Raw genomic sequence first — 17,773 nt, 5'->3', positions numbered from 1 at the left:
GCCTCAGATGACGCCTGCCTCGCGCAGGCGGGCCAGTTCGGCGGCAGGCATTGCCAGCTCGCCCTGGTAGAACGCTTCGTTGTCCTGCCCCAGTGAACCGCCGGCGTGGCGGATGCTGCCGGGCGATTGGGCAAACCGCGGCACGACATTGGCCATGCGCACGCTGCCGAAGTCCCGGTCGGGCACGTCGCAAAGGGCCTGGCGAGCGCGCATGTGCGGGTCGGCCTCGATCTGGTCAATGCCGTAGACCGGGGCGATGGTGCCCTGCGCCGCTTCGAAGGCGGCCAGTACCGCCGCCAGCGGATGTGCTGCGCACCAGGCCGCGAAGATGCCGTTCAGCTCCTGGGCATGCTGCACGCGGTTACGGTTGTTGGCGAAGCATGGCTCGTCTATCAGCTCGGGCCGGCCTATGGCGCGGCAGTTGTTGGCAAACATGGCATTGGTGCTGCCCGACAGCGATACCCATTGCCCGTCTGCAGTGCGGTAGACCGCGGCCGGTGCAGAGTACTGGTTGGCATTGCCCGAACGCTGATACACGGTGCCTAGCTGCTCGTGCTGGATGGGCAGGAACTCGAGCAGCTTGAGCGTGGCCTCGGTCAGCGATAGGTCGATTTCCTCGCCCGGGGCCTGCGGGTCGCGGGAGCGGCGCCACAGCGCAGCCAGCACGCCTACTGCGCCGAACAGTCCGCCGACGTTGTCGGCCAGTGGGTAGCCTGAGTGCATGGGCGCTCCCTGGGCTTCGCCGCTGATGTAGGTCAGGCCGCCCATGGCTTCGAACAAGCGTGCAAAGCCCGGCCGGTCGCGGTAGGGGCCGCTCTGGCCGAAGCCCGTGGTGCGCAGTATCACCAGGCTGGGCTGGGCCTGCCACAAGGCCTCTTTGGTCAGGCCCCAGCGGTCCAGCGTGCCGGGGCGGAAGTTTTCGATCAGCACATCGAACTGGGGCAGCATGCGCAGCAGCAGCGCGGCGCCCTCGGGCTTGCGCAGGTCGAGCGTGACCAGGCGTTTGCCGCGGTTGGTCACTTTCCACCACAGAGGCTTGCCGTCCTTGTGCGGTGGGAAGTCGCGCATGCCGTCGCCTGCGCCGGGCAGCTCGGCCTTGACGACGCTGGCGCCGTAGTCGGCAAGGAGGGCCGCAGCCGAGGGCGCGGCAATGATGGTGGCGATGTCCAGGACGCGCAGTCCGGTGAGAGGTCCGTTCATGGTGTGCATGTCTCCTGAAGGTCAATGTAGAAAACAGCTAGCCGCGAGCCAACCAGAAATATGAGAATCAGATATCTCGCTTTCAGATGGATGCAGAAGCTGCCATGACCCACGCCACCGAAGCCCTGGAGTTGCTGACACTGAAGTCGCTGAGGACGCTGGCCGCCGCGATCCAGGGCGGCAGCCTGACACGCGCGGCCGTCGAGCGTGGACTGGCGCAGTCGGCCGTGAGCCGGCAGATCGCCGAACTGGAGCGCGCGCTGGGTGGCGCGCTCTTCTATCGCACGGGACGCGGCGTCAAGCCCACGGCACTGGCCGAGCAGATGCTGCCGCGCGTTTCGGCTTTGCTGTCCGAGGCCGAGGCGCTGGTGCGCCTGGGCAAGGAGCTGACCGGTGTGCCCAGCGGCCTGGTTACGCTGGGCCTGGTGCCGGGTGTGGCCGGCTTCATGGCTGCGGCACTGTATGGCGAGGTGGCGCAGCGCTTTCCCGAGATCCGGCTGCGCGTCATAGAGGGCTATAGCGGAGACATGGAGGTGGCGCTGAGCCAGGGCCGCATCGACATGGCGATCCTGAACCGCTACCGGGCCAGAGGCAGCAACAGCTACCGCAAGCTTGCCGATGCGCAGATCTGCGTGGTGGCCCGCCAGCGTGTGCTGCAGCGCATGCTGGCGCCGGCGGATACGGCCCTGCCGGTCAGCATGGCCCTGCAGACGCTCGAGCGCCTGCCGCTGGTGCTGCCGGTGCCTCCCAACGCCATCCGCAACCTGCTCGATGAGCACGCGGGCCGACATGGAGTGCGCCTGAACGTGATCCTGGAGGCCAGCTCCTCGGTGATCCTCAAGAGCATGCTGGCTCGGCACGACTGCGCCACGCTGCTGCCGCGCCATGCCGTCAGCGAGGAGCTGGCCTGTGGCAGCCTCGCCGCCGTTCCGCTGGCGGAGCGGGTATTTCGTCAGCATGTGGTGCTGGCTACCAGCAGTCAGCGTCCTTTCACTCTGGCAGGCAAGGCGGTGGCGACCCTGGTAGCCGAGACCGCCGGTGCCTTGATGGCCCGACAGGCAGTGCTTTGAGGTCGTGGATCAGAGGTTTCCAGGGGTAAGCATCGATTGCTAAGTAGTTTTATTTATGAGATTTCGCGAGAAGCGAGCCGATAATTTCGCGCATCTCCCCGGTCGGCAAGCTGTCTTGACCCGCCGGCCTGCACGGGCACTCTGCCGTCCGCATGCTGCGGCAAGGTGCTCGTGACCCACTGCTGCCTGTACATGTCCATACCACGCCGCTCTCTTGTCGCGACCGCCGCCCTGATGGCGGCGGCCGGTTTTTCCGCTCCCGTTTTTGCCGCCGCCGATGCCTGGCCCGCCACCAAGCCCATCACGCTGATCGTGCCGTTCAGCGCCGGTGGCAATGTGGACACCACGGCACGCCTGATCGGCCAGAAGCTGGGCGAGCGCCTGCACCAGTCCATCGTGGTGGACAACGTGCCTGGCGCCGGCGGTGTGCTCGGGGTGAGCAAGGCCGTCAAGGCACCGGCCGACGGCTACACCTTGCTCATGGGCTTTGACGGCCCCATCAGCATTGCCCAGCTGGTGAATTCCGCCGTCAAGTACGACGCAGAAAAGGATCTGACCCCTGTGGGGCTGACCACCATCGCCCCCGTGGTCGCCGTGGCCCGTCCCGGCCTGCCGGCGCACAATCTCAACGAGCTGATTGCGCTGGCGCGTTCCAAGCCTGGATCGCTGACCTACGCCACTTCGGGCGTGGGCACCATGCTGCATCTGGCCATGGAAATGCTGCAGGAGCGTGCCAAGATCAAGCTGGTGCACGTGCCCTACCGCGGCGGTGCCCAGATCACCAGCGACGTGATGGGCGGTCAGGTCGATGTGGGCATGCTCACCACCGTGAGCGCCGTGCCCATGATCCAGCAGAAAAAGCTCGAAGGTCTGGGTGTGACATCGGCCAAGCGCATCGATGCCATCCACGCCGTGCCCACCTTTGGCGAGACGGCCGAACTCAAGGGCTTTGACCTCAACACCTGGACGGGGCTGTTCGTGCCCGCCAAGACGCCTCAGGCCGTGGTCACGCGCCTGGCTACCGAACTCGATGCCGTGCTCAAGATGCCCGATGTGCGCAAGCGCCTGGAAGACGGCGGCGCCACGCCCGGCTCCGGCACCCAGGCCAGCTTCGTCCAGTTCCTGAAGAAGGAAAAAGCCGGCTATGCCCAGATCGTGAAGTCGGCCAACATCCAGGCGGAATAAGCCATGGCTGCGCCGCTGAACCCTGTCCACGCCGAAATCCATCCGCCCGTGTTGCCCGAAGTGGCAGCCATTGCGCAGGAAATGCTGGTCCTGCGTCACGATCTGCACGCCCATCCCGAGCTGGCCTACGAAGAGCATCGCACCGGCGATATCGTGGCGGCCAGGCTGGCCGAATGGGGCTACGAGGTCCATCGCGGCCTGGGCGACACCGGCGTGGTGGGGACGCTGCGCTGCGGCGATCACCCGAATGGCAAGCACATCGGCAAACGTCTTGGCCTGCGCGCCGACATGGATGCGCTGCCTATCCGTGAAGCCACGGGCCTGTCCTATGCCAGTCGTCACGACGGCAAGATGCATGCCTGCGGCCACGACGGGCACACGGCCACGCTGCTGGCCGCGCGCAAGGAACAGCTCCAGGGCACGCTCAATCTGATCTTCCAGCCCGCCGAGGAGGGCCATGGCGGCGCGCAGAAGATGGTGGAGCAGGGCCTGTTCGAGCTGTTTCCCTGTGATGCGCTCTATGCGTTTCACAACGAGCCCGGCTACCCGGCCGGGCAGTTCGGCTTTCGCTCGGGCGTGATGTATTCCAGCTCGGACACGGCCATCATCACCATCCGCGGCAAGGGCGGCCATGGCGCCATGCCCCATGTGGCCGTGGACCCCATCGTCGTGGCTTCGCATCTGGTGCTGGCTTTGCAGACCATACGCTCGCGCGAGATCGACCCCAACGACATGGCCGTGGTCACCATCGGTGCCATCCATGCGGGCGATGCGCCCAATGTGATTCCGGAAACCTGCGAGCTGCGCGTGACCATTCGCGCGCGCTGCCCCGAGGTGCGTCAGCAGCTGCGCGAGCGCATCACGGCCATGGCCCATGCCCAGGCCGCAGTCCACCGCGCCACGGCCGAGGTGGACTACAAATGGCGTTATCCGCCCGTCATGAACGACAAGGCGGCTACCGATTTCGCAGTCGGTGTGGCCCGCGAATTCCTCGGCGAAGCATGGTTGATTCCCGATCTGCAGCCGCTGCAGGCCAGCGATGACTTCGCCATCATGCTCAACCAGGTTCCCGGCAACTATTTCATCGTCGGCAATGGCATGGGCGAGGGCGGTTGCATGGTGCATAACGCGGCCTATGACTTCAACGACAACCTGCTGCCCGTGACTGCCTCGTATTGGGTGAAGCTGGCCGAGAGCTATCTGGGCCGCGACTGAGTTTTGTATGAGTGAAATCAACCTCTCCGGCCAGGATCTGCCCGGCTTCGATGCCACGACCGACTACTGGCAAGCCACCGTCACCGAGGCCGAGCTGAGCCAGTCGCCGCTGCCGCCCTATGCGAAGAGCTATCCGGCCCGATTGCCCGACGGCCGCTATCTGCTGCTGCCGCTGCGCGGCATGCCCACGGCCGACGGTTCCGCCCCCGACCGCTGCGTGGCGTCGCTGATTGCCAACCAGGCTTCCATTGAAGTGGTTGAGCAACTGGCGCAGCACATGGCGCAAGGCGCCGGGGCGCATGACTTCGATGTGGTTGTCGGTCTGCCTACGCTGGGCCTGGCCTTTGCGCCGCTGGTGGCGCGCCACCTGGGCCGCAGCCGCTATGTGCCGCTGGGTTACTCGCGCAAATACTGGTATCGCGACGAGCTCTCCGAGCCCGTCAGCTCCATCACCACGCCGGGCAAGGGCAAGCTGCTCTATATCGACCCCAATCAGCTGAGTCTGATCACTGGCAAGCGCGTGCTGGTGGTGGACGATGCCGTGAGTTCGGGCACGACCATGGTGTCCGGCCTCAAACTGCTGGAGCGTTGCGGCGCCAACGTGACCGCCATTGCCGTGGCCATGCGCCAGGGCACGCAGTGGCAGCAGAAATTGGTGCGTGCCGATGACAGCGCCATCCCCGTGGTCGCGGCCTACGACTGCCCGCGCATGGAGCGCCGTGCCGACGGCTGGTGGCCTGAAGGCTCATAAAAAGAGAGCTTCTGGCGCCTTTCATATATGAGTTTCAGGCTGTTTATGCCTTGAAATCATTTTATGAAATGCGTTGTAAGCTCTTGTTTATATAGCAATCAAGGCCCGGAGCAGGAGCGAATCAGGTCAGCGCACCGCGCCCGTCGACGGTGAAGATGCGCTCGACCACGCCCTTGAGCCGGCCGCCGCGCACGCCGATCAGATGATCGTGCAGATTGACCGTGGGGTCGCAGTGGCCGGGAATCAGCCACAGGCTCTCGCCCAGTGCAGGCAGCCAGCCGCTGTGGTTGCCCGCGTCGGCATCGGGGTGCAGCACGCCATGCTCGTCGCCGCCGTTGGCAAAGCGCAGCGCATTTTCGGGCGCCAGCGCATGCAACCGGGGCAGGCCGGAGTCTATGGCATGGGCCTTGTGGCCGGCGTCGCAGACGGCGTGATCGCCGCTGAGCGACATGACCTGGGTCTTGACGTAGAGCGCATGCTCGAACAGGGGCTGGGCCGCATCGCGCTGGTTGGCCGCGTAGTCGGCGTCCATGAAGAGGAAGGAGCCGGGCTGGATTTCGCCATAGATGCCGCTGGCGGCTTCGTTGACCATGGTGCCCGTGCCGGCACCCGTGATCAGCGGAATGGCCAGGCCGGCGCGGTCGAACTCATGGCGCGTGCGGTTGACGAGCTTGAGCACCTGCTCGATGGCGGTCTTGCGCTCCTCGGCGCTGCGCAGATGCTGGGCGCCGCCGTGATAAGCCTGCAGGCCCGCAAAGCGCAGCACGGGCTGGGCTGCAATCGCCTGTGCCAGAACCAGGGCGGCTTCGCCGGGCTCTGCGCCGCAGCGGTTCTGGCCGACATTGATTTCCACCAGCACATCCATGGCGGCATCGCCGGCCTGCGCATCCTGCAGGGCCCGTGCCAGCTGCGTGATGCCTTCCTCGCAATCGACGGCCAGGGCCAGCCGGCCGCCCTGGGCATTCAGTGCCCTGGCCAGAGTCGCCACGCGCGCCAGCTTGGTCTGGGAGATGACTTCGTTGCTGATGAAGATATTGGTGATGCCGCCCTGGGCCAGTGCCTCGGCCTCGCTGACTTTCTGCACGCAGTGGCCGCAGGCGCCGGCATGTTCGAGCAGATGGGCGATATGCGCGCTCTTGTGCAGCTTGGCATGCGGGCGCCAGAGCACGCCATGCTGCTGGGCAAAGCGGGCCATGCGCTCGATATTGCGGTCCATGGCGTCCAGGTCAATGACCAGGGCGGGCGTGTCTATGCGTTTGACGGCCTGGCCGACCAGGGTCTGCAGATGCTCAGGAATGTGCTTCATCTCGGCTGCCTTGCTGAAGGTGTGCGGTATCTGCCCAGCCTACCAAAGACAGGCCGTCGGGCGTCCAGAGCAGGCGATTGATGGCGCAGTTGCTCAGCTCCCAGGTGCGTGGCGTCTGGAAATCCTGGCGCGTGGCCAGGCGGTACAGCACATCCATCACGCCGCCATGGGCGACCAGCACGATCTGCTCGCCCTCGTGCTGGCGTGCAATCCGGTCCACGGTGGCAAAGATGCGTTCGCGCAAGGCCTGCAGCGAGTCGCCGCCGCCGGGCGGGGCATAGGCCGGGTTGCGCGTGCGCCAGAGCTGGGCGTCCTCGGGCTGGGTGGCTTCCACATCCTTGAAGGTGCGGCCCTGGAAATCGCCGAAGCAGCGCTCGCGCAGGCCGGCGGTGGTGTGCAGAGGTGCACCGGATCTCTGGGCAATCGCCTGCGCAGTGACATGGGCACGCTGCAGGTCGCTGCTGTAGATGGCGGCAATGCTCTCGTCGGCCAGCGCCTGGGCCGCCTGCTCGGCCTGCCACAGGCCGGTGTCGTTCAAGGGGATATCCAGATGCCCCTGGATGCGTCCATCGACATTCCAGGTTGTCTCTCCGTGCCGGATGGCAATGATGCGCGTGGCGTGCATGTCTTGGCTCGTTCAGCGTAGGTTGTTTTATTGAACAGTCATTGTCTTGCAAACAAAGTGTGCCTGTACCCCGGTCTGTTGTTACAGACTTTTCGACGCTCGGCCTGCATCGTGGCGCAGCCGGCAAGAAAAAAGGCCTGCAACCATGGTTGCAAGCCTTTAGCTATTGCAGCGCTTGCGCTTCAAGCGCCGGCTGCCATGTCTTTCGGTGTCAGATCAGCGATTTGGCATTGTCCAGCACAAAGTCGCAGGCCTTCTCCTTGAGGTTGCTCTTGACCTTGTCCAGGCTGAAGCTCTTGCCGTCGGCGCCCGTGACCATGCCCATCAGCCCGTTCTGGTAGCCCTGGTCCTTGGGTTCTTCCTTCTGGCCCAGACCCAGCTTGCCCAGCAGCTGATTCTTGACCTGGGCGGCCTTGTCGGCGTTCAGGTAGTTGTTCTTCATGCAGTAGGTGAGGACGCCTGCGGCATTGCTGGCCGTGCCGGAGCTCAGATTGCCCAGGCCCAGGGCGGACAGTGCCGAAGAGCCTCCGGAGCCGCCGAGCATGCCGCCCAGGCCCGAGGCGCTGGAGCTGCTCTCGGCCGCGCCGCCGCCCAGCTGACCGCGCAAGGCGTCGCCGAGGCCGCTGGCATGGGCGCTGAAGGCACCCGCGGCCACGGAGGCGCAAAGCAGGCTGGAGAGAGCAAATTTCTTCATGACTTCATCCTTTTCATGGCGAGGGCTCAGGGAAGACACCCTGGTTCAAAGCGAGCTGCACGTTAGCACGCGGCAGGCCGGGCAACTGTTGAAGATTGCAAATCAACGTGCAGGCGCCACGGTGGCCGGTGCCACGTTGGCCGGGGTGGCTGGCGTGACCGGTGCGGCGGGCTGCGCGGGGGCTGCAGGCGCGCCGCTGGCAGGCTGCGCCGCCGGCGGCTGGATGACGGTGCGCACATTGCGCGGGCCCTGCGGCGGCTTGGGGAAGCCCGTCAGCGCCGCATCAAACAAGATGCCGAAGATGGCCGGGTCGTCGGTCCACACATCCTGGCGCTGGGCCGAGGTTTCGTAGACGATCTGCTGGGTCTTGATGTCGCGCATGACGATGCTCACGGCGCGGTAGTACTCCAGCGGCGGCTCGTTGAACATCATGCTGCCGCCGAAGCCCCAGCCGAAGCCGCGCCCGTAGCTCATGCCCCAGCCCCAGCGCGGGCCCCAGTAGGGGTCGTAATAGGGCCAGCTGGCCCAGTCGCGCGCATAGCGGGCCATGGCGCTGATCTGCACCACCAGGCTGGCACGCGAGTCATCGCGTGTCAGGCCGACGCGGGCCAGCGCATGCTGGGCCTGGGCTTCCACGGCTGCGAAGTTCACCTGGCCCTGCTGCGAGGGCAGGGTCTCCAGCCGGTAGGTGGCCGGCACAGGGATGGTGTTCAGTGCGGAAAAGCTCTGCACCGTGCTGTTGACCTCGCGCACCGTGCTGCAGCCGGCCAGCAGAGCCGTCGCAGTCAGGGCCACAAGGCCGATCCAGCGTAAGGAGGTTTTGCGCAGGTTCATGATGATTTCTCTGAAAACGACAAAGGCCCATGGAATGGGCCTTTGATTGGACAGCAGGGTCCGGTTTTAGTTCAAAAGTCCGCTCAGGACAGTTGTACCACTTGTACTCCGCCGGGCAGGGCTGCCATGGTTGGCAGCTCTTCATGGTCAAAGGCCATGTCGCCGTTGGGATCGGCAATGCCCGTGGCCTTGGCGTTCCTGAAGTCGTGCAGCTGGGGATCCATCATGTGCGTGGTCACGATATTGCCCATGGCGCGGAACATGCTCTCGATGCGGCCGGGGAACTTCTTGTCCCACTCGCGCAGCATATTGCCCACGGCCACGCGCTGCAGGCCGTCCTGGCTGCCGCAGAGGTTGCAGGGAATGATGGGGAAGTTCTGGTACTGGGCCCAGCGCGTCGTGTCCTTCTCGGGCACATAGCACAGGGGGCGGATCACCACATGCTTGCCGTCGTCGCTGACCAGCTTGGGCGGCATGCCCTTCATGCGGCCGCCGTAGAACATATTGAGCATCATGGTCTGCACGATGTCGTCGCGGTGATGGCCCAGAGCCACCTTGGTGCAGCCCAGCTGGTCGGCCACCTTGTACAGGATGGCGCGGCGCAGGCGCGAGCACAGGCCGCAGGTGGTCTTGCCTTCGGGCACGACGCGCTTGACGACGCTGTAGGTGTCCTGGTTCTCGATGTGGTAGTCCACGCCGATGCTCTGGAAGTACTCGGGCAGCACATGCTCGGGGAAGCCGGGCTGCTTCTGGTCCAGGTTCACGGCCACGATGTCGAACTTCACGGGTGCACGCTTTTGCAGCTTGCGCAGAATGTCGAGCAGGGTGTAGCTGTCCTTGCCGCCGGACATGCAGACCATGACCTTGTCGCCTTCCTCGATCATGTTGTAGTCGAGGATGGCCTTGCCCACTTCGCGGCACAGGCGCTTCTCGAGCTTGATCTGTTCGCGCTCGATCTTGATCTTGCCGGGCTTGGCGGCTTCTTCGCCGTTGGCGTTCTCTGCGGCCGCAGCATCGGCGGCTTCTGCCTCTTCGGCAATCCAGGGGTTGTCGTTTACTGCATTCATGGGGTTCACCATTGTCCGGTTTCGATGCGAATGGCTACTTCGCAGTCGTCAAAAATTTCCAGCTTCGCAATTTTCACACGCACGCCGCGCACGCCGGGCAGCTGCAGCAGGCGCTGGGCCAGCTTGCCGATCAGGCTCTCGAGCAGGTTCACATGCTCTGAGGTGCATTCGTCGATGATGATCTGGCGCACCTTGCGGTAGTCCAGCACATGGAGGATGTCGTCATCGCGCGGAGCCAGGGGCTGGGGGCCGAGATTGAGTTCGGCGTCGACCTGAATCGGCTGAGGCTCTTGTTTCTCATGCGCAAGAATCCCCAGGCTCGCGTCGAAGCGCAGCCCGGTGAGCGTGAGAATCTGTTGTCCGGAAGTGGATGTCATGGAAAAGGGTGCGGCCTCGACGGGCTCACATCATCGAAAAATCGCGCTCGAAGCGCTGTAAATGTTGGCCGCCGTCCACCAGCATGGTGGTACCCGTCATGGATCGGTTTTCCAGTGCAAAGCACACGGCGGCGGCAATGTCCTCGGACGAGGAGGAGCGTCCCAGCGGGCTCATGGCGTGCAGGGCCTCGAACTTTTCCTGGCTCAGCATATGGCTGGTCAGTGTCAGGCCCGGCGCCACGCCCACCACGCGCACGCGTGGAGCCAGCGCCAGGGCCAGCATGGTGTTGGCGGCTTCCAGAGCCGCCTTGGAGAGGGTGTAGCTCAGGAAATCGGGGTTCTGGTTCCAGAGCTTCTGGTCCAGCACATTGACCACGGCGCCCTGGGCCGACTCTTCGCCCGCCGCCACGCGCTCCTGCACATGGGCGTGCAGAGCCTGGGACAGCAATATGGGCGCACCCGTGTTGCTGCGCAGATGCGCTTCCAGCGCCACATAGCTGAAGCTCTGGGCATCGTCATGCTCGAACAGCGAAGCGTTATTGACCACGGCGTCGATGCGGCCAAAGCGCTCGACCACACGCGGCACCAGCGAGCGCACGGATTCCTCGTCAAAGAAGTCCGCGTCAAAAGCCGCGCTGTCGCCCGACAACTGCGCGCAGGAAGCCACGGTCTGCATGGCTTGCTCGCGGGAGTCGCGATAGTGCACAGCCACTTGCCAGCCCGCGCGGGCCAGGGCCAGGGCCATGTCACGTCCAAGGCGACGGGCGGAACCGGTCACCAATACTGTGCGTGGTCGGGCGGGTGAGGACATTCGTGGAAAATGCGGGTTGTGACGACAGAACCCTCAAGTTTAACGAGCGCCTTGCAATCCCGCATTGCCAAGGAGATTGCCGCCGTGGGCGGCTGGCTGCCTTTCGACCGTTTCATGGAGCTGGCGCTCTATGCGCCGGGCCTGGGCTATTACGCCAATGAAACGGCCAAGTTCGGTGCCATGCCGGAGTCGGGCAGCGACTTTGTGACGGCGCCGGAGATTTCGCCTATTTTTGGCCAGCTGGTGGCGTCCCAGTTACGGGAGGCGCTACAAAAAACGAATACCCGCGAGATCTGGGAGTTTGGCGCGGGAACCGGCGCGCTGGCGCTGCAGATCCTCGACGAGCTGGCGGCTCAGGGTGCGTTGCCAGAGCGCTACACCATCGTCGATCTCTCGGGAACGCTGCGCGCGCGCCAGAAGCTGGCGCTGGCCAAGTACGAACATCTGGTGCGCTGGGTGGATGCGCTGCCCGAAGCCATGGAAGGCGTGATCATCGGCAACGAGGTGCTGGATGCCATGCCGGTGCAACTGCTGCAGCGCACCGCAGGCCAATGGCATGAGCGCGGCGTGGTGCTCGGCGCAGGCGGCGATGAGGCGGCTTTTGCCTGGGAAGACCGTCCCACCGAACTGCGCCCGCCTGTGGATATCGGTGGCCCGCATGATTTTCTGACCGAAATCCACCGCCAGGGCGAGGCATTTATCCACACCCTGGGCGAGCGTCTGGTTCGCGGTGCCGCCTTCTTTATCGATTACGGCTTTGGCGAGAGCGAGTACTACCACGAGCAGCGCCATATGGGGACCCTGGTCTGCCACTACCAGCATCAGGTGGACAACGATCCGCTGGTGCTGGTCGGCCTGAAGGACATCACGGCTCACGTCAATTTCACGGGCACGGCCGTGGCGGCCCAGGATGCGGGCTTCGACGTGCTGGGCTATACCAATCAGGCGCACTTTCTCATCAACTGCGGACTTGCGCCCAAGCTCGATGCGGTCGGCATCAAGGCCAGATCCATGGCCTCCAAGCTGGTCATGGAGCACGAGATGGGCGAGCTGTTCAAGGTCGTTGCCCTGTCCAAGGGCGTGGAGCCCTGGACGCCGCTGGGCTTTGTGCAGGGTGACCGCACGCACCGGCTATAGCGTCTGCGTGCCCGCCGAGCTCACTGCTTTTCGAGCTTGGCGGCCTGGATGATGCTGCCCCAGTGCTTGTACTCGGTGCGCGTGAAGTCGCGGAAGGCGGTCGAGCCGAGCAGGCGGGGCTCGCCGCCCAGGGCCGCGACTCTGGCCTTGAACTCGGGGCTGCTGGCCACCTTGAGCGTGGCCGCTTCCAGGCGCTGGACCACGGCGCGTGGTGTCCCCTTGGGGGCCAGCACGCCGTTCCAGGTGGCGGTGACAAAGGACGGAAAGCCGCTTTCCTTCATGGTCGGGACCTGGGGCAGCTGCGGCAGACGCTCGGCCGAGGTCACGGCCAGCGCCTTGAGCTTGCCGCCCTGGATGAAGGGTAGTGCCGGCGTGATGTTCTCGAAGATGAAATCGATCTGGCCGCCGATCAGATCAGTCAGTGCCGGAGCGCTGCCCTTGTAAGGCGCGTGAACCAGGTCCAGTTTGGCGGCGCTCTTGAGCAGCTCGCCCGAGAGATGCACGGTGGAGCCCATGCCCGGCGAGCCATAGCTCATGCCGGTGCGGCGCTCGCGCGCGTAGCTCACCAGCTCGGCCACCGATTTGACCGGTGTTTTTGATTCGTTGATCACCAGCACATTGGGAATCGAGGTCACCAGAGCTACGTACTCGAAGTCGTCCAGGCTTTTCTCGCTGAGATTGCGGTACAGGCTGGGATTGATGGCCTGCGTGCCTGCCGTGCCGAACAGCAGCGTGTAGCCGTCATTGGCGGCGGCTGCGACGCGGCTGGCTCCGATGGCTCCGTTGGCGCCGGGGATGTTCTCCACCACGACCGGCTGGCCCAGGGCCTCGGCCAGACCCTGGCCGACCAGGCGTGCCACGACATCGGTGTTGCCGCCGGGCGAGAAAGGCACGACCAGCTTGAGCGGGCGATTGGGGAAGCTGTCGGCCGCGGCCGGCAGGGCCAGGCTGGCGCCTAGCAGCGCCACGGTCAGGAGAAACTGTTTGCGTGAAAAGGTCTGGGGCACGGTATGTCTCGTTGTTTGTAGTTGGCGGGCCGTGACGGCAGACGCATGGGCCCGATCCCTGCATGGCGCAGGGCTTGGACATCATGGGCAGAGGGGGGAATTGAGGTCAATCAATCTTTGGGAAGCATGTCATGCATAAACGGAATGGCTGCCTGACAGCATGGGCGCGCAGGTAGCCAGGGCGGTGCGCCCCTATACTTGCAGTCTCATGATTCGCTGGTTGATCGTCATTTTTCTGGCCCTGTTGCTCGTCAACGGGCTGCACGGCTGGCTGCAGCGCATAGGGCTGGGGCGTCTGCCCGGCGACTTCCGCTTTCGGCTGTTCGGCAAGGAATTTTTTCTGCCCGTGGCCAGTACGGTGCTGCTCAGCATGGTGGCGGCGCTGATTGCCCGCTTTGTGAAGCTCTGAGATCGTAAATACGTTCTGAGGCTGGCCGACTTGAATCTGCAGGCTTTGGCTGCACATACGGACCTGAGCCCGAGCAGTGCCTGCTGGCACCGTCAGGCATTGCCAAAGAAAGTACGACTTACGCAAAGCGGGTTCAGGCAAGGCGACTGTCCCAGAAGGCAGGCCGTTGTCGCATTCTTGTTTGCGTAAATCCTAGAAAGGTTGCCCCTGTGTCCGAATCCCTGCACTACGTCTGTCCTCATTGCCACACCACCAATCGCATTGCCAGCGACCAGCTGGGCAATCAGCCCGATTGCGGCAGCTGCCACCAGGCGCTGGTGACGGGCGAGCCCGTGGCGCTGGACAACGACAGCTTTGCCCGGCACACCGGCCGCAGCCAGTTGCCCGTGGTCGTGGATTTCTGGGCCCCCTGGTGCGGCCCCTGCCGCATGATGGCGCCGGCCTTTGCCCAGGCGGCCCAGCAACTGGCGGGGCAGGCGCAACTGGCCAAGCTCGATACCGAGGCTTATCCACAGGCTGCAGCACCGCTGGGCATTCGCAGCATTCCGACCATGGTGGTCTTCAAGGAAGGCAAGGAACTGGCACGCATCTCCGGGGCACTGCCTGCCTCGGAGATCGTGCGCTGGGTGCGCTCGGTGATCTGAGCGGCGGCTTCGCGCGAGCCGGCCCGCTCACCCGGCCCCGGTTCGGGGCCGGTTAGCCTTGCTCAGGCGGCGATGTCCAGCACCACGCGGCCTTCGATCTTGCCTTCGTGCATGCGGGCAAAGATGTCGTTGATGTTTTCCAGCTTGTCGGTGGATACGGTGGCCTTGACCTTGCCCTGAGCGGCAAAGTCCAGCGACTCCTGCAGGTCCAGGCGCGTGCCGACGATGGAGCCGCGCACCGTGATGCCCTTGAGCACCATGGAGAAAATCGGCAGCGGAAAATCGCCAGGTGGCAGACCGTTGAGCGAAATCGTGCCGCCGCGACGCACCATGCCCAGAGCCTGCTCGAAAGCCTTGGGCGACACGGCCGTGACCAGCACGCCGTGGGCGCCTTCGATCTCTCTTTGCAGATAGGCCGCCGGGTCGGTGTTCATGGCGTTGACGGTGACGGTTGCGCCCAGCTGGCGCGCCAGCGCGAGCTTGCTGTCGTCGATGTCGACCGCCGCGACATTGAAGCCCATGGCCTTGGCATATTGCACGGCCATATGGCCCAGGCCGCCGATGCCGGAAATCACCACCCAGTCGCCTGGCTTGGCGTCGGTGACCTTCAGGCCCTTGTACACCGTGACCCCGGCGCAGAGCACGGGAGCGACGTCGATAAAGCTCACATTGGACGGCAGATGGCCCACATAGTTGGGGTCGGCCAGTGCGTAATCGGCAAAGCCGCCGTTGACCGAATAGCCGGTATTGGTCTGAGATTCGCACAAGGTTTCCCAGCCGCCTATGCAGTGGCGGCAGAAGCCGCAGGCGCTGTGCAGCCAGGGCACGCCCACGCGATCCCCTTCCTTGACATGCTTGACGTTCTTGCCCACCGCAGCCACATGGCCCACGCCCTCATGGCCGGGAATGAAGGGCGGATGAGGCTTGACGGGCCAGTCGCCTTCGGCCGCATGCAGATCGGTGTGGCAGACGCCGGAGGCGGCAATCTTGACCAGGATCTGATCGTCTGCCGGTCGAGGCACCGGCATTTCTTCGATCGTGAGCGGCTTCCCGAAGGAACGCACCACGGCGGCTTTCATGGTCTGGGGTAAGGACATCAGAGCACCTCCTTGAAGCAAGAGGGCAAGGCCGTGGCCTGTGGGCCGGACACTTGCCCGTCAAAGAACCATACCGGTATGGAATGGGTGTTGCAGCGGGCTTCGTGACCCGCTGCATGGCCCGGGCGGAGCGAACCGCCGCAGCCGTCTCGTACTGTGCAATGGCTGCAGCATACCTTCTTTGACTTAACTCAAGCCGTGCTCATCCCTGCCTTCTGGACCTCGGCGCGCGGACGGCTAGGCGCCGCCTTCCAGATAGGCGGCAATCGCCTGCTCGCGCGCCTTGCTCACTGCGTCGCCGATGGCCTTGCCCTTGAGGCCGCGCTGCGCTGCGGCCTGGGCGATCGGGCCGGTTTCCACGGCCAGAGCCGCTTTCAGGGCATTGCCCAGGCGCTGGCGCTGCGGATAGGCCGCATCTTCAAAGCCCAGCCGGCCGCGCGCGTCGCATTCGCAGGCCTGCAGGGCTTCCTCGAAGCGCTGGGGCTTGCGTATGGCATCGCAGCGCTCGAGCAGCCGCAGCAGGGCGGCGGCATTGAGTTCGTGGCTGCGGTGGATGTTGCCATGCTCGCGCGCCACGACCTCGGCCAGCTCCTTGCAGTCGTTGGGCACGCGCCAGCGCTCGCAGACCTGCAGCAGCAGGCGGGCGCTGCGCTGCTCATGGCCGATATGGCGGGGCAGCACATCGGCCGGAGTGGTGCCCTTGCCGAAGTCATGGCAGAGGCAGGCAAAACGCACGGACAGCGGTGCCTGCAAGCGGGCCGACATGTCCAGCACCATCATGGCATGCACGCCGCAATCGATCTCGGGGTGGTATTCGGCGCGCTGGGGCACGCCCCAGAGCTTGTCGAGTTCGGGCAGCAGCCGGACCAGCGCCCCGCATTCGCGCAGGATCTCGAACATGCGCGAGGGCCGCTCCTCCATCAGGCCGCGGCTGATTTCCTGCCACACGCGCTCGGGCACCAGGGCATCGACCTCGCCGGCCGCCACCATCTCGCGCATGAGTTCCATGGTCTCGGGCGCGACGGAAAAATCGGTGAAGCGCGCCGCAAAGCGGGCCAGACGCAGAATGCGTACCGGGTCTTCGCGGAAGGCATCGGTCACATGGCGCAGCACGCGATTCTTCAGATCCTGCTGGCCGTGGTAGGGATCCACCAGATCTTCGAGGTCGCCGTTGCCTGTCCAGTCTGCGGGAGCTGCGATGGAGTTGATGGTGAGATCGCGCCGCGCCAGGTCTTCTTCCAGCGTCACATCGGCGGCGGTGTGGACCACAAAGCCGCGATAGCCCATGCCGTTCTTGCGCTCGGTGCGTGCCAGCGCATATTCCTCATGGGTCCGGGGGTGCAGAAACACCGGAAAGTCGCGCCCCACGGGCACGAAGCCGCGCGCGCTCATCTGCTCCGGCGTGGCGCCAACCACCACCCAGTCCGTATCGTTGACGGGCAGGCCCAGCAATGCATCGCGCACCGCACCGCCTACCTTGAAAACCTTGAATTCACTCATGCTGCAATGGTAGTGGCTGCGAGCCGGCCTGCAGATACCGCAATCGCGGCAGCCAGGCCTCAGCGCTGCTGGCGATAGGGCTCTTCAAACTGCAGAAAGTCCTGCTCGGCCAGCGCGGCCTGAATCCATTCCTGGGTGGCTGGCAACTGGGTGACGCGCTGCACATAGGCGCGCACGGGGGCCGAGGTCGGCAGGCCGTAGCTGTTGATGCGCATGCACACCGGCGCAAAAAACGCATCGGCAATGCTGAACTGGTCGAACAGCATGGGGCCGCTGGCAGCGCTCAGCAGCGGGGTCCAGAGCTCTTCGAGTTGCTGGACATCGCTGCGCAGATCGGCATGCTCGGCCCAGAGCCGGGCGCCGGTTTCCTGCAACTGGGCTTCGATATTCATGGGGCAGAAGCTGCGCAGCGCGCCGAAGCCGCTGTGCATTTGCGCCACCAGGCTGCGCGCGCGGGCGCGCTGGGCCACGGTTTGCGGCCACAGATGCTTGTCGGGAAAACGCTCGGCCAGGTATTCGCAGATGGCCAGGCTGTCCCAGATGATCAGTCCCTCGTCGACCAGCAGCGGCACCTTGCCGGTCGGTGCGAGTGCCAGCGCCTGCAGCTTGAAGCTGGAGTCGGGCGCAAAGCTGTCAAAGCGCAGTGTGAGCTCTTCGAAGCTGATGCCGCTTTGGCGCATCAGCACCCAGGGGCGCATGGACCAGGACGAGTAATTCTTGTTGCCGATATAGAGCTTCATGGCGGACTCCTGTGTGGTTTGTCGAGCAGCTTATCAAGCTTGGGCCTGACGGTCTGTGTGTTTTGATTCCACAGTCATGTCTCGGCGGCGCGGCGGATGATGTA

Annotated in this window: 19 protein-coding genes; 7 read left to right on the top strand and 12 right to left on the bottom strand. The window is 64.7% G+C overall.

Features of this window, described 5'->3' with window-relative positions; translation table 11 throughout:
* Positions 1-3: 3 nt before the first annotated feature.
* Positions 4-1,200 carry a CaiB/BaiF CoA-transferase family protein gene (locus tag FSY45_RS05105; RefSeq protein ID WP_046460604.1) on the bottom strand — a complete coding sequence of 399 codons (1,197 nt, stop codon included), beginning with the start codon at positions 1,198-1,200 and terminating at the stop codon, positions 4-6.
* A gap of 104 nt (positions 1,201-1,304) precedes the next feature.
* On the opposite strand from FSY45_RS05105, the gene FSY45_RS05100 reads away from it, so the two are divergent.
* From FSY45_RS05100 to FSY45_RS05085, 4 genes are all read left to right on the top strand, one after another.
* Positions 1,305-2,270: a LysR family transcriptional regulator gene (locus FSY45_RS05100; RefSeq protein ID WP_223305617.1), complete on the top strand. Its 966-nt coding sequence runs from the start codon at positions 1,305-1,307 to the stop codon at positions 2,268-2,270.
* Positions 2,271-2,462: 192 nt separating this feature from the next.
* Positions 2,463-3,455: a tripartite tricarboxylate transporter substrate binding protein gene (locus FSY45_RS05095; RefSeq protein ID WP_034362878.1), complete on the top strand. Its 993-nt coding sequence runs from the start codon at positions 2,463-2,465 to the stop codon at positions 3,453-3,455.
* Between the two features lie 3 nt (positions 3,456-3,458).
* Entirely contained in the window at positions 3,459-4,670 is a 1,212-nt protein-coding gene (locus FSY45_RS05090) for a M20 aminoacylase family protein (RefSeq protein ID WP_046460534.1), read from the top strand.
* A gap of 7 nt (positions 4,671-4,677) precedes the next feature.
* Positions 4,678-5,421, top strand: coding sequence for a phosphoribosyltransferase (locus tag FSY45_RS05085; protein ID WP_046460535.1), 744 nt, complete (start codon positions 4,678-4,680; stop codon positions 5,419-5,421).
* A 121-nt stretch (positions 5,422-5,542) separates the two neighbouring features.
* Here the strand turns inward: FSY45_RS05085 and FSY45_RS05080 are convergent, their stop codons facing one another.
* The 7 genes from FSY45_RS05080 to FSY45_RS05050 all read right to left on the bottom strand — a co-directional run bounded on the left by FSY45_RS05080 (position 5,543) and on the right by FSY45_RS05050 (position 11,135).
* Positions 5,543-6,727 (bottom strand): DSD1 family PLP-dependent enzyme, encoded by a 1,185-nt coding sequence (locus FSY45_RS05080; protein WP_046460536.1) that lies wholly within the window; start codon positions 6,725-6,727, stop codon positions 5,543-5,545.
* The gene (locus FSY45_RS05075; protein ID WP_003068775.1) at positions 6,711-7,352 is read right to left on the bottom strand and encodes a histidine phosphatase family protein; all 642 of its coding nucleotides are present in this window, start codon (positions 7,350-7,352) and stop codon (positions 6,711-6,713) included. Before FSY45_RS05075 ends, FSY45_RS05080 begins: the two co-directional genes overlap by 17 nt.
* A 211-nt stretch (positions 7,353-7,563) precedes the next feature.
* Positions 7,564-8,046 carry a DUF2501 domain-containing protein gene (locus FSY45_RS05070; protein WP_046460605.1) on the bottom strand — a complete coding sequence of 161 codons (483 nt, stop codon included), beginning with the start codon at positions 8,044-8,046 and terminating at the stop codon, positions 7,564-7,566.
* 102 nt (positions 8,047-8,148) lie between these two features.
* Entirely contained in the window at positions 8,149-8,880 is a 732-nt protein-coding gene (locus tag FSY45_RS05065; RefSeq protein ID WP_039050081.1) for a DUF4136 domain-containing protein, read from the bottom strand.
* A gap of 83 nt (positions 8,881-8,963) precedes the next feature.
* Complete coding sequence (gene ttcA, locus FSY45_RS05060) at positions 8,964-9,959, bottom strand: tRNA 2-thiocytidine(32) synthetase TtcA (RefSeq protein ID WP_003067973.1); 996 nt, start codon at positions 9,957-9,959, stop codon at positions 8,964-8,966.
* A complete protein-coding gene (locus tag FSY45_RS05055) occupies positions 9,953-10,324 on the bottom strand; it encodes a dihydroneopterin aldolase (protein ID WP_003050921.1) in 372 nt (123 codons plus the stop codon). The genes ttcA and FSY45_RS05055 overlap by 7 nt, the downstream gene beginning before the upstream one ends.
* 25 nt (positions 10,325-10,349) lie before the next feature.
* The gene (locus FSY45_RS05050; protein ID WP_003067974.1) at positions 10,350-11,135 is read right to left on the bottom strand and encodes an SDR family oxidoreductase; all 786 of its coding nucleotides are present in this window, start codon (positions 11,133-11,135) and stop codon (positions 10,350-10,352) included.
* 9 nt (positions 11,136-11,144) lie between these two features.
* Between FSY45_RS05050 and FSY45_RS05045 the strand changes: the two genes are divergently transcribed.
* Positions 11,145-12,272, top strand: a complete 1,128-nt coding sequence (locus FSY45_RS05045; protein WP_187427529.1) for a class I SAM-dependent methyltransferase — start codon at positions 11,145-11,147, stop codon at positions 12,270-12,272.
* A gap of 20 nt (positions 12,273-12,292) precedes the next feature.
* Here the strand turns inward: FSY45_RS05045 and FSY45_RS05040 are convergent, their stop codons facing one another.
* Entirely contained in the window at positions 12,293-13,279 is a 987-nt protein-coding gene (locus tag FSY45_RS05040) for a tripartite tricarboxylate transporter substrate binding protein (RefSeq protein WP_046460537.1), read from the bottom strand.
* Positions 13,280-13,487: 208 nt separating this feature from the next.
* On the opposite strand from FSY45_RS05040, the gene FSY45_RS05035 reads away from it, so the two are divergent.
* Both FSY45_RS05035 and trxC read left to right on the top strand, forming a co-directional pair.
* Complete coding sequence (locus FSY45_RS05035) at positions 13,488-13,688, top strand: DUF2905 domain-containing protein (RefSeq protein WP_003067977.1); 201 nt, start codon at positions 13,488-13,490, stop codon at positions 13,686-13,688.
* 209 nt (positions 13,689-13,897) lie between these two features.
* On the top strand, positions 13,898-14,332 hold the full coding sequence (gene trxC / locus FSY45_RS05030) for a thioredoxin TrxC (protein WP_003067978.1): 435 nt from the start codon (positions 13,898-13,900) through the stop codon (positions 14,330-14,332).
* Positions 14,333-14,394: 62 nt separating this feature from the next.
* On the opposite strand, the gene adhP is transcribed toward trxC, so the two are convergent.
* From adhP to FSY45_RS05015, 3 genes are all read right to left on the bottom strand, one after another.
* On the bottom strand, positions 14,395-15,429 hold the full coding sequence (gene adhP, locus FSY45_RS05025; protein WP_034354660.1) for an alcohol dehydrogenase AdhP: 1,035 nt from the start codon (positions 15,427-15,429) through the stop codon (positions 14,395-14,397).
* Positions 15,430-15,666: 237 nt separating this feature from the next.
* Positions 15,667-16,929 carry a multifunctional CCA addition/repair protein gene (locus tag FSY45_RS05020; protein ID WP_148747953.1) on the bottom strand — a complete coding sequence of 421 codons (1,263 nt, stop codon included), beginning with the start codon at positions 16,927-16,929 and terminating at the stop codon, positions 15,667-15,669.
* Positions 16,930-16,988: 59 nt separating this feature from the next.
* A complete protein-coding gene (locus FSY45_RS05015) occupies positions 16,989-17,669 on the bottom strand; it encodes a glutathione S-transferase family protein (RefSeq protein WP_003050937.1) in 681 nt (226 codons plus the stop codon).
* Between the last annotated feature and the right edge of the window lie 104 nt (positions 17,670-17,773).

Origin of the sequence: Comamonas sp. Z1 (assembly GCF_008121555.1) — a bacterium.
Lineage (GTDB): Bacteria > Pseudomonadota > Gammaproteobacteria > Burkholderiales > Burkholderiaceae_C > Comamonas > Comamonas thiooxydans.
Note: the sequence above shows the minus strand (reverse complement) of the source record. Positions and strands in the feature narration are given on the sequence as shown.

Excerpts from the sequence above, each read along its gene's own strand:
- ttcA (WP_003067973.1), bottom strand. The coding sequence starts at position 9,959 with ATGGTGAACCCCATGAATGCAGTAAACGACAACCCCTGGATTGCCGAA.
- FSY45_RS05065 (WP_039050081.1), bottom strand. The coding sequence starts at position 8,880 with ATGAACCTGCGCAAAACCTCCTTACGCTGGATCGGCCTTGTGGCCCTG.
- FSY45_RS05045 (WP_187427529.1), top strand. The coding sequence starts at position 11,145 with ATGCGGGTTGTGACGACAGAACCCTCAAGTTTAACGAGCGCCTTGCAA.
- FSY45_RS05035 (WP_003067977.1), top strand. The coding sequence starts at position 13,488 with ATGATTCGCTGGTTGATCGTCATTTTTCTGGCCCTGTTGCTCGTCAAC.
- FSY45_RS05050 (WP_003067974.1), bottom strand. The coding sequence starts at position 11,135 with ATGTCCTCACCCGCCCGACCACGCACAGTATTGGTGACCGGTTCCGCC.
- FSY45_RS05070 (WP_046460605.1), bottom strand. The coding sequence starts at position 8,046 with ATGAAGAAATTTGCTCTCTCCAGCCTGCTTTGCGCCTCCGTGGCCGCG.
- FSY45_RS05105 (WP_046460604.1), bottom strand. The coding sequence starts at position 1,200 with ATGAACGGACCTCTCACCGGACTGCGCGTCCTGGACATCGCCACCATC.
- FSY45_RS05055 (WP_003050921.1), bottom strand. The coding sequence starts at position 10,324 with ATGACATCCACTTCCGGACAACAGATTCTCACGCTCACCGGGCTGCGC.
- FSY45_RS05095 (WP_034362878.1), top strand. The coding sequence starts at position 2,463 with ATGTCCATACCACGCCGCTCTCTTGTCGCGACCGCCGCCCTGATGGCG.
- FSY45_RS05100 (WP_223305617.1), top strand. The coding sequence starts at position 1,305 with ATGACCCACGCCACCGAAGCCCTGGAGTTGCTGACACTGAAGTCGCTG.
- FSY45_RS05075 (WP_003068775.1), bottom strand. The coding sequence starts at position 7,352 with ATGCACGCCACGCGCATCATTGCCATCCGGCACGGAGAGACAACCTGG.
- FSY45_RS05020 (WP_148747953.1), bottom strand. The coding sequence starts at position 16,929 with ATGAGTGAATTCAAGGTTTTCAAGGTAGGCGGTGCGGTGCGCGATGCA.
- FSY45_RS05085 (WP_046460535.1), top strand. The coding sequence starts at position 4,678 with ATGAGTGAAATCAACCTCTCCGGCCAGGATCTGCCCGGCTTCGATGCC.
- FSY45_RS05015 (WP_003050937.1), bottom strand. The coding sequence starts at position 17,669 with ATGAAGCTCTATATCGGCAACAAGAATTACTCGTCCTGGTCCATGCGC.
- FSY45_RS05090 (WP_046460534.1), top strand. The coding sequence starts at position 3,459 with ATGGCTGCGCCGCTGAACCCTGTCCACGCCGAAATCCATCCGCCCGTG.
- FSY45_RS05080 (WP_046460536.1), bottom strand. The coding sequence starts at position 6,727 with ATGAAGCACATTCCTGAGCATCTGCAGACCCTGGTCGGCCAGGCCGTC.
- adhP (WP_034354660.1), bottom strand. The coding sequence starts at position 15,429 with ATGTCCTTACCCCAGACCATGAAAGCCGCCGTGGTGCGTTCCTTCGGG.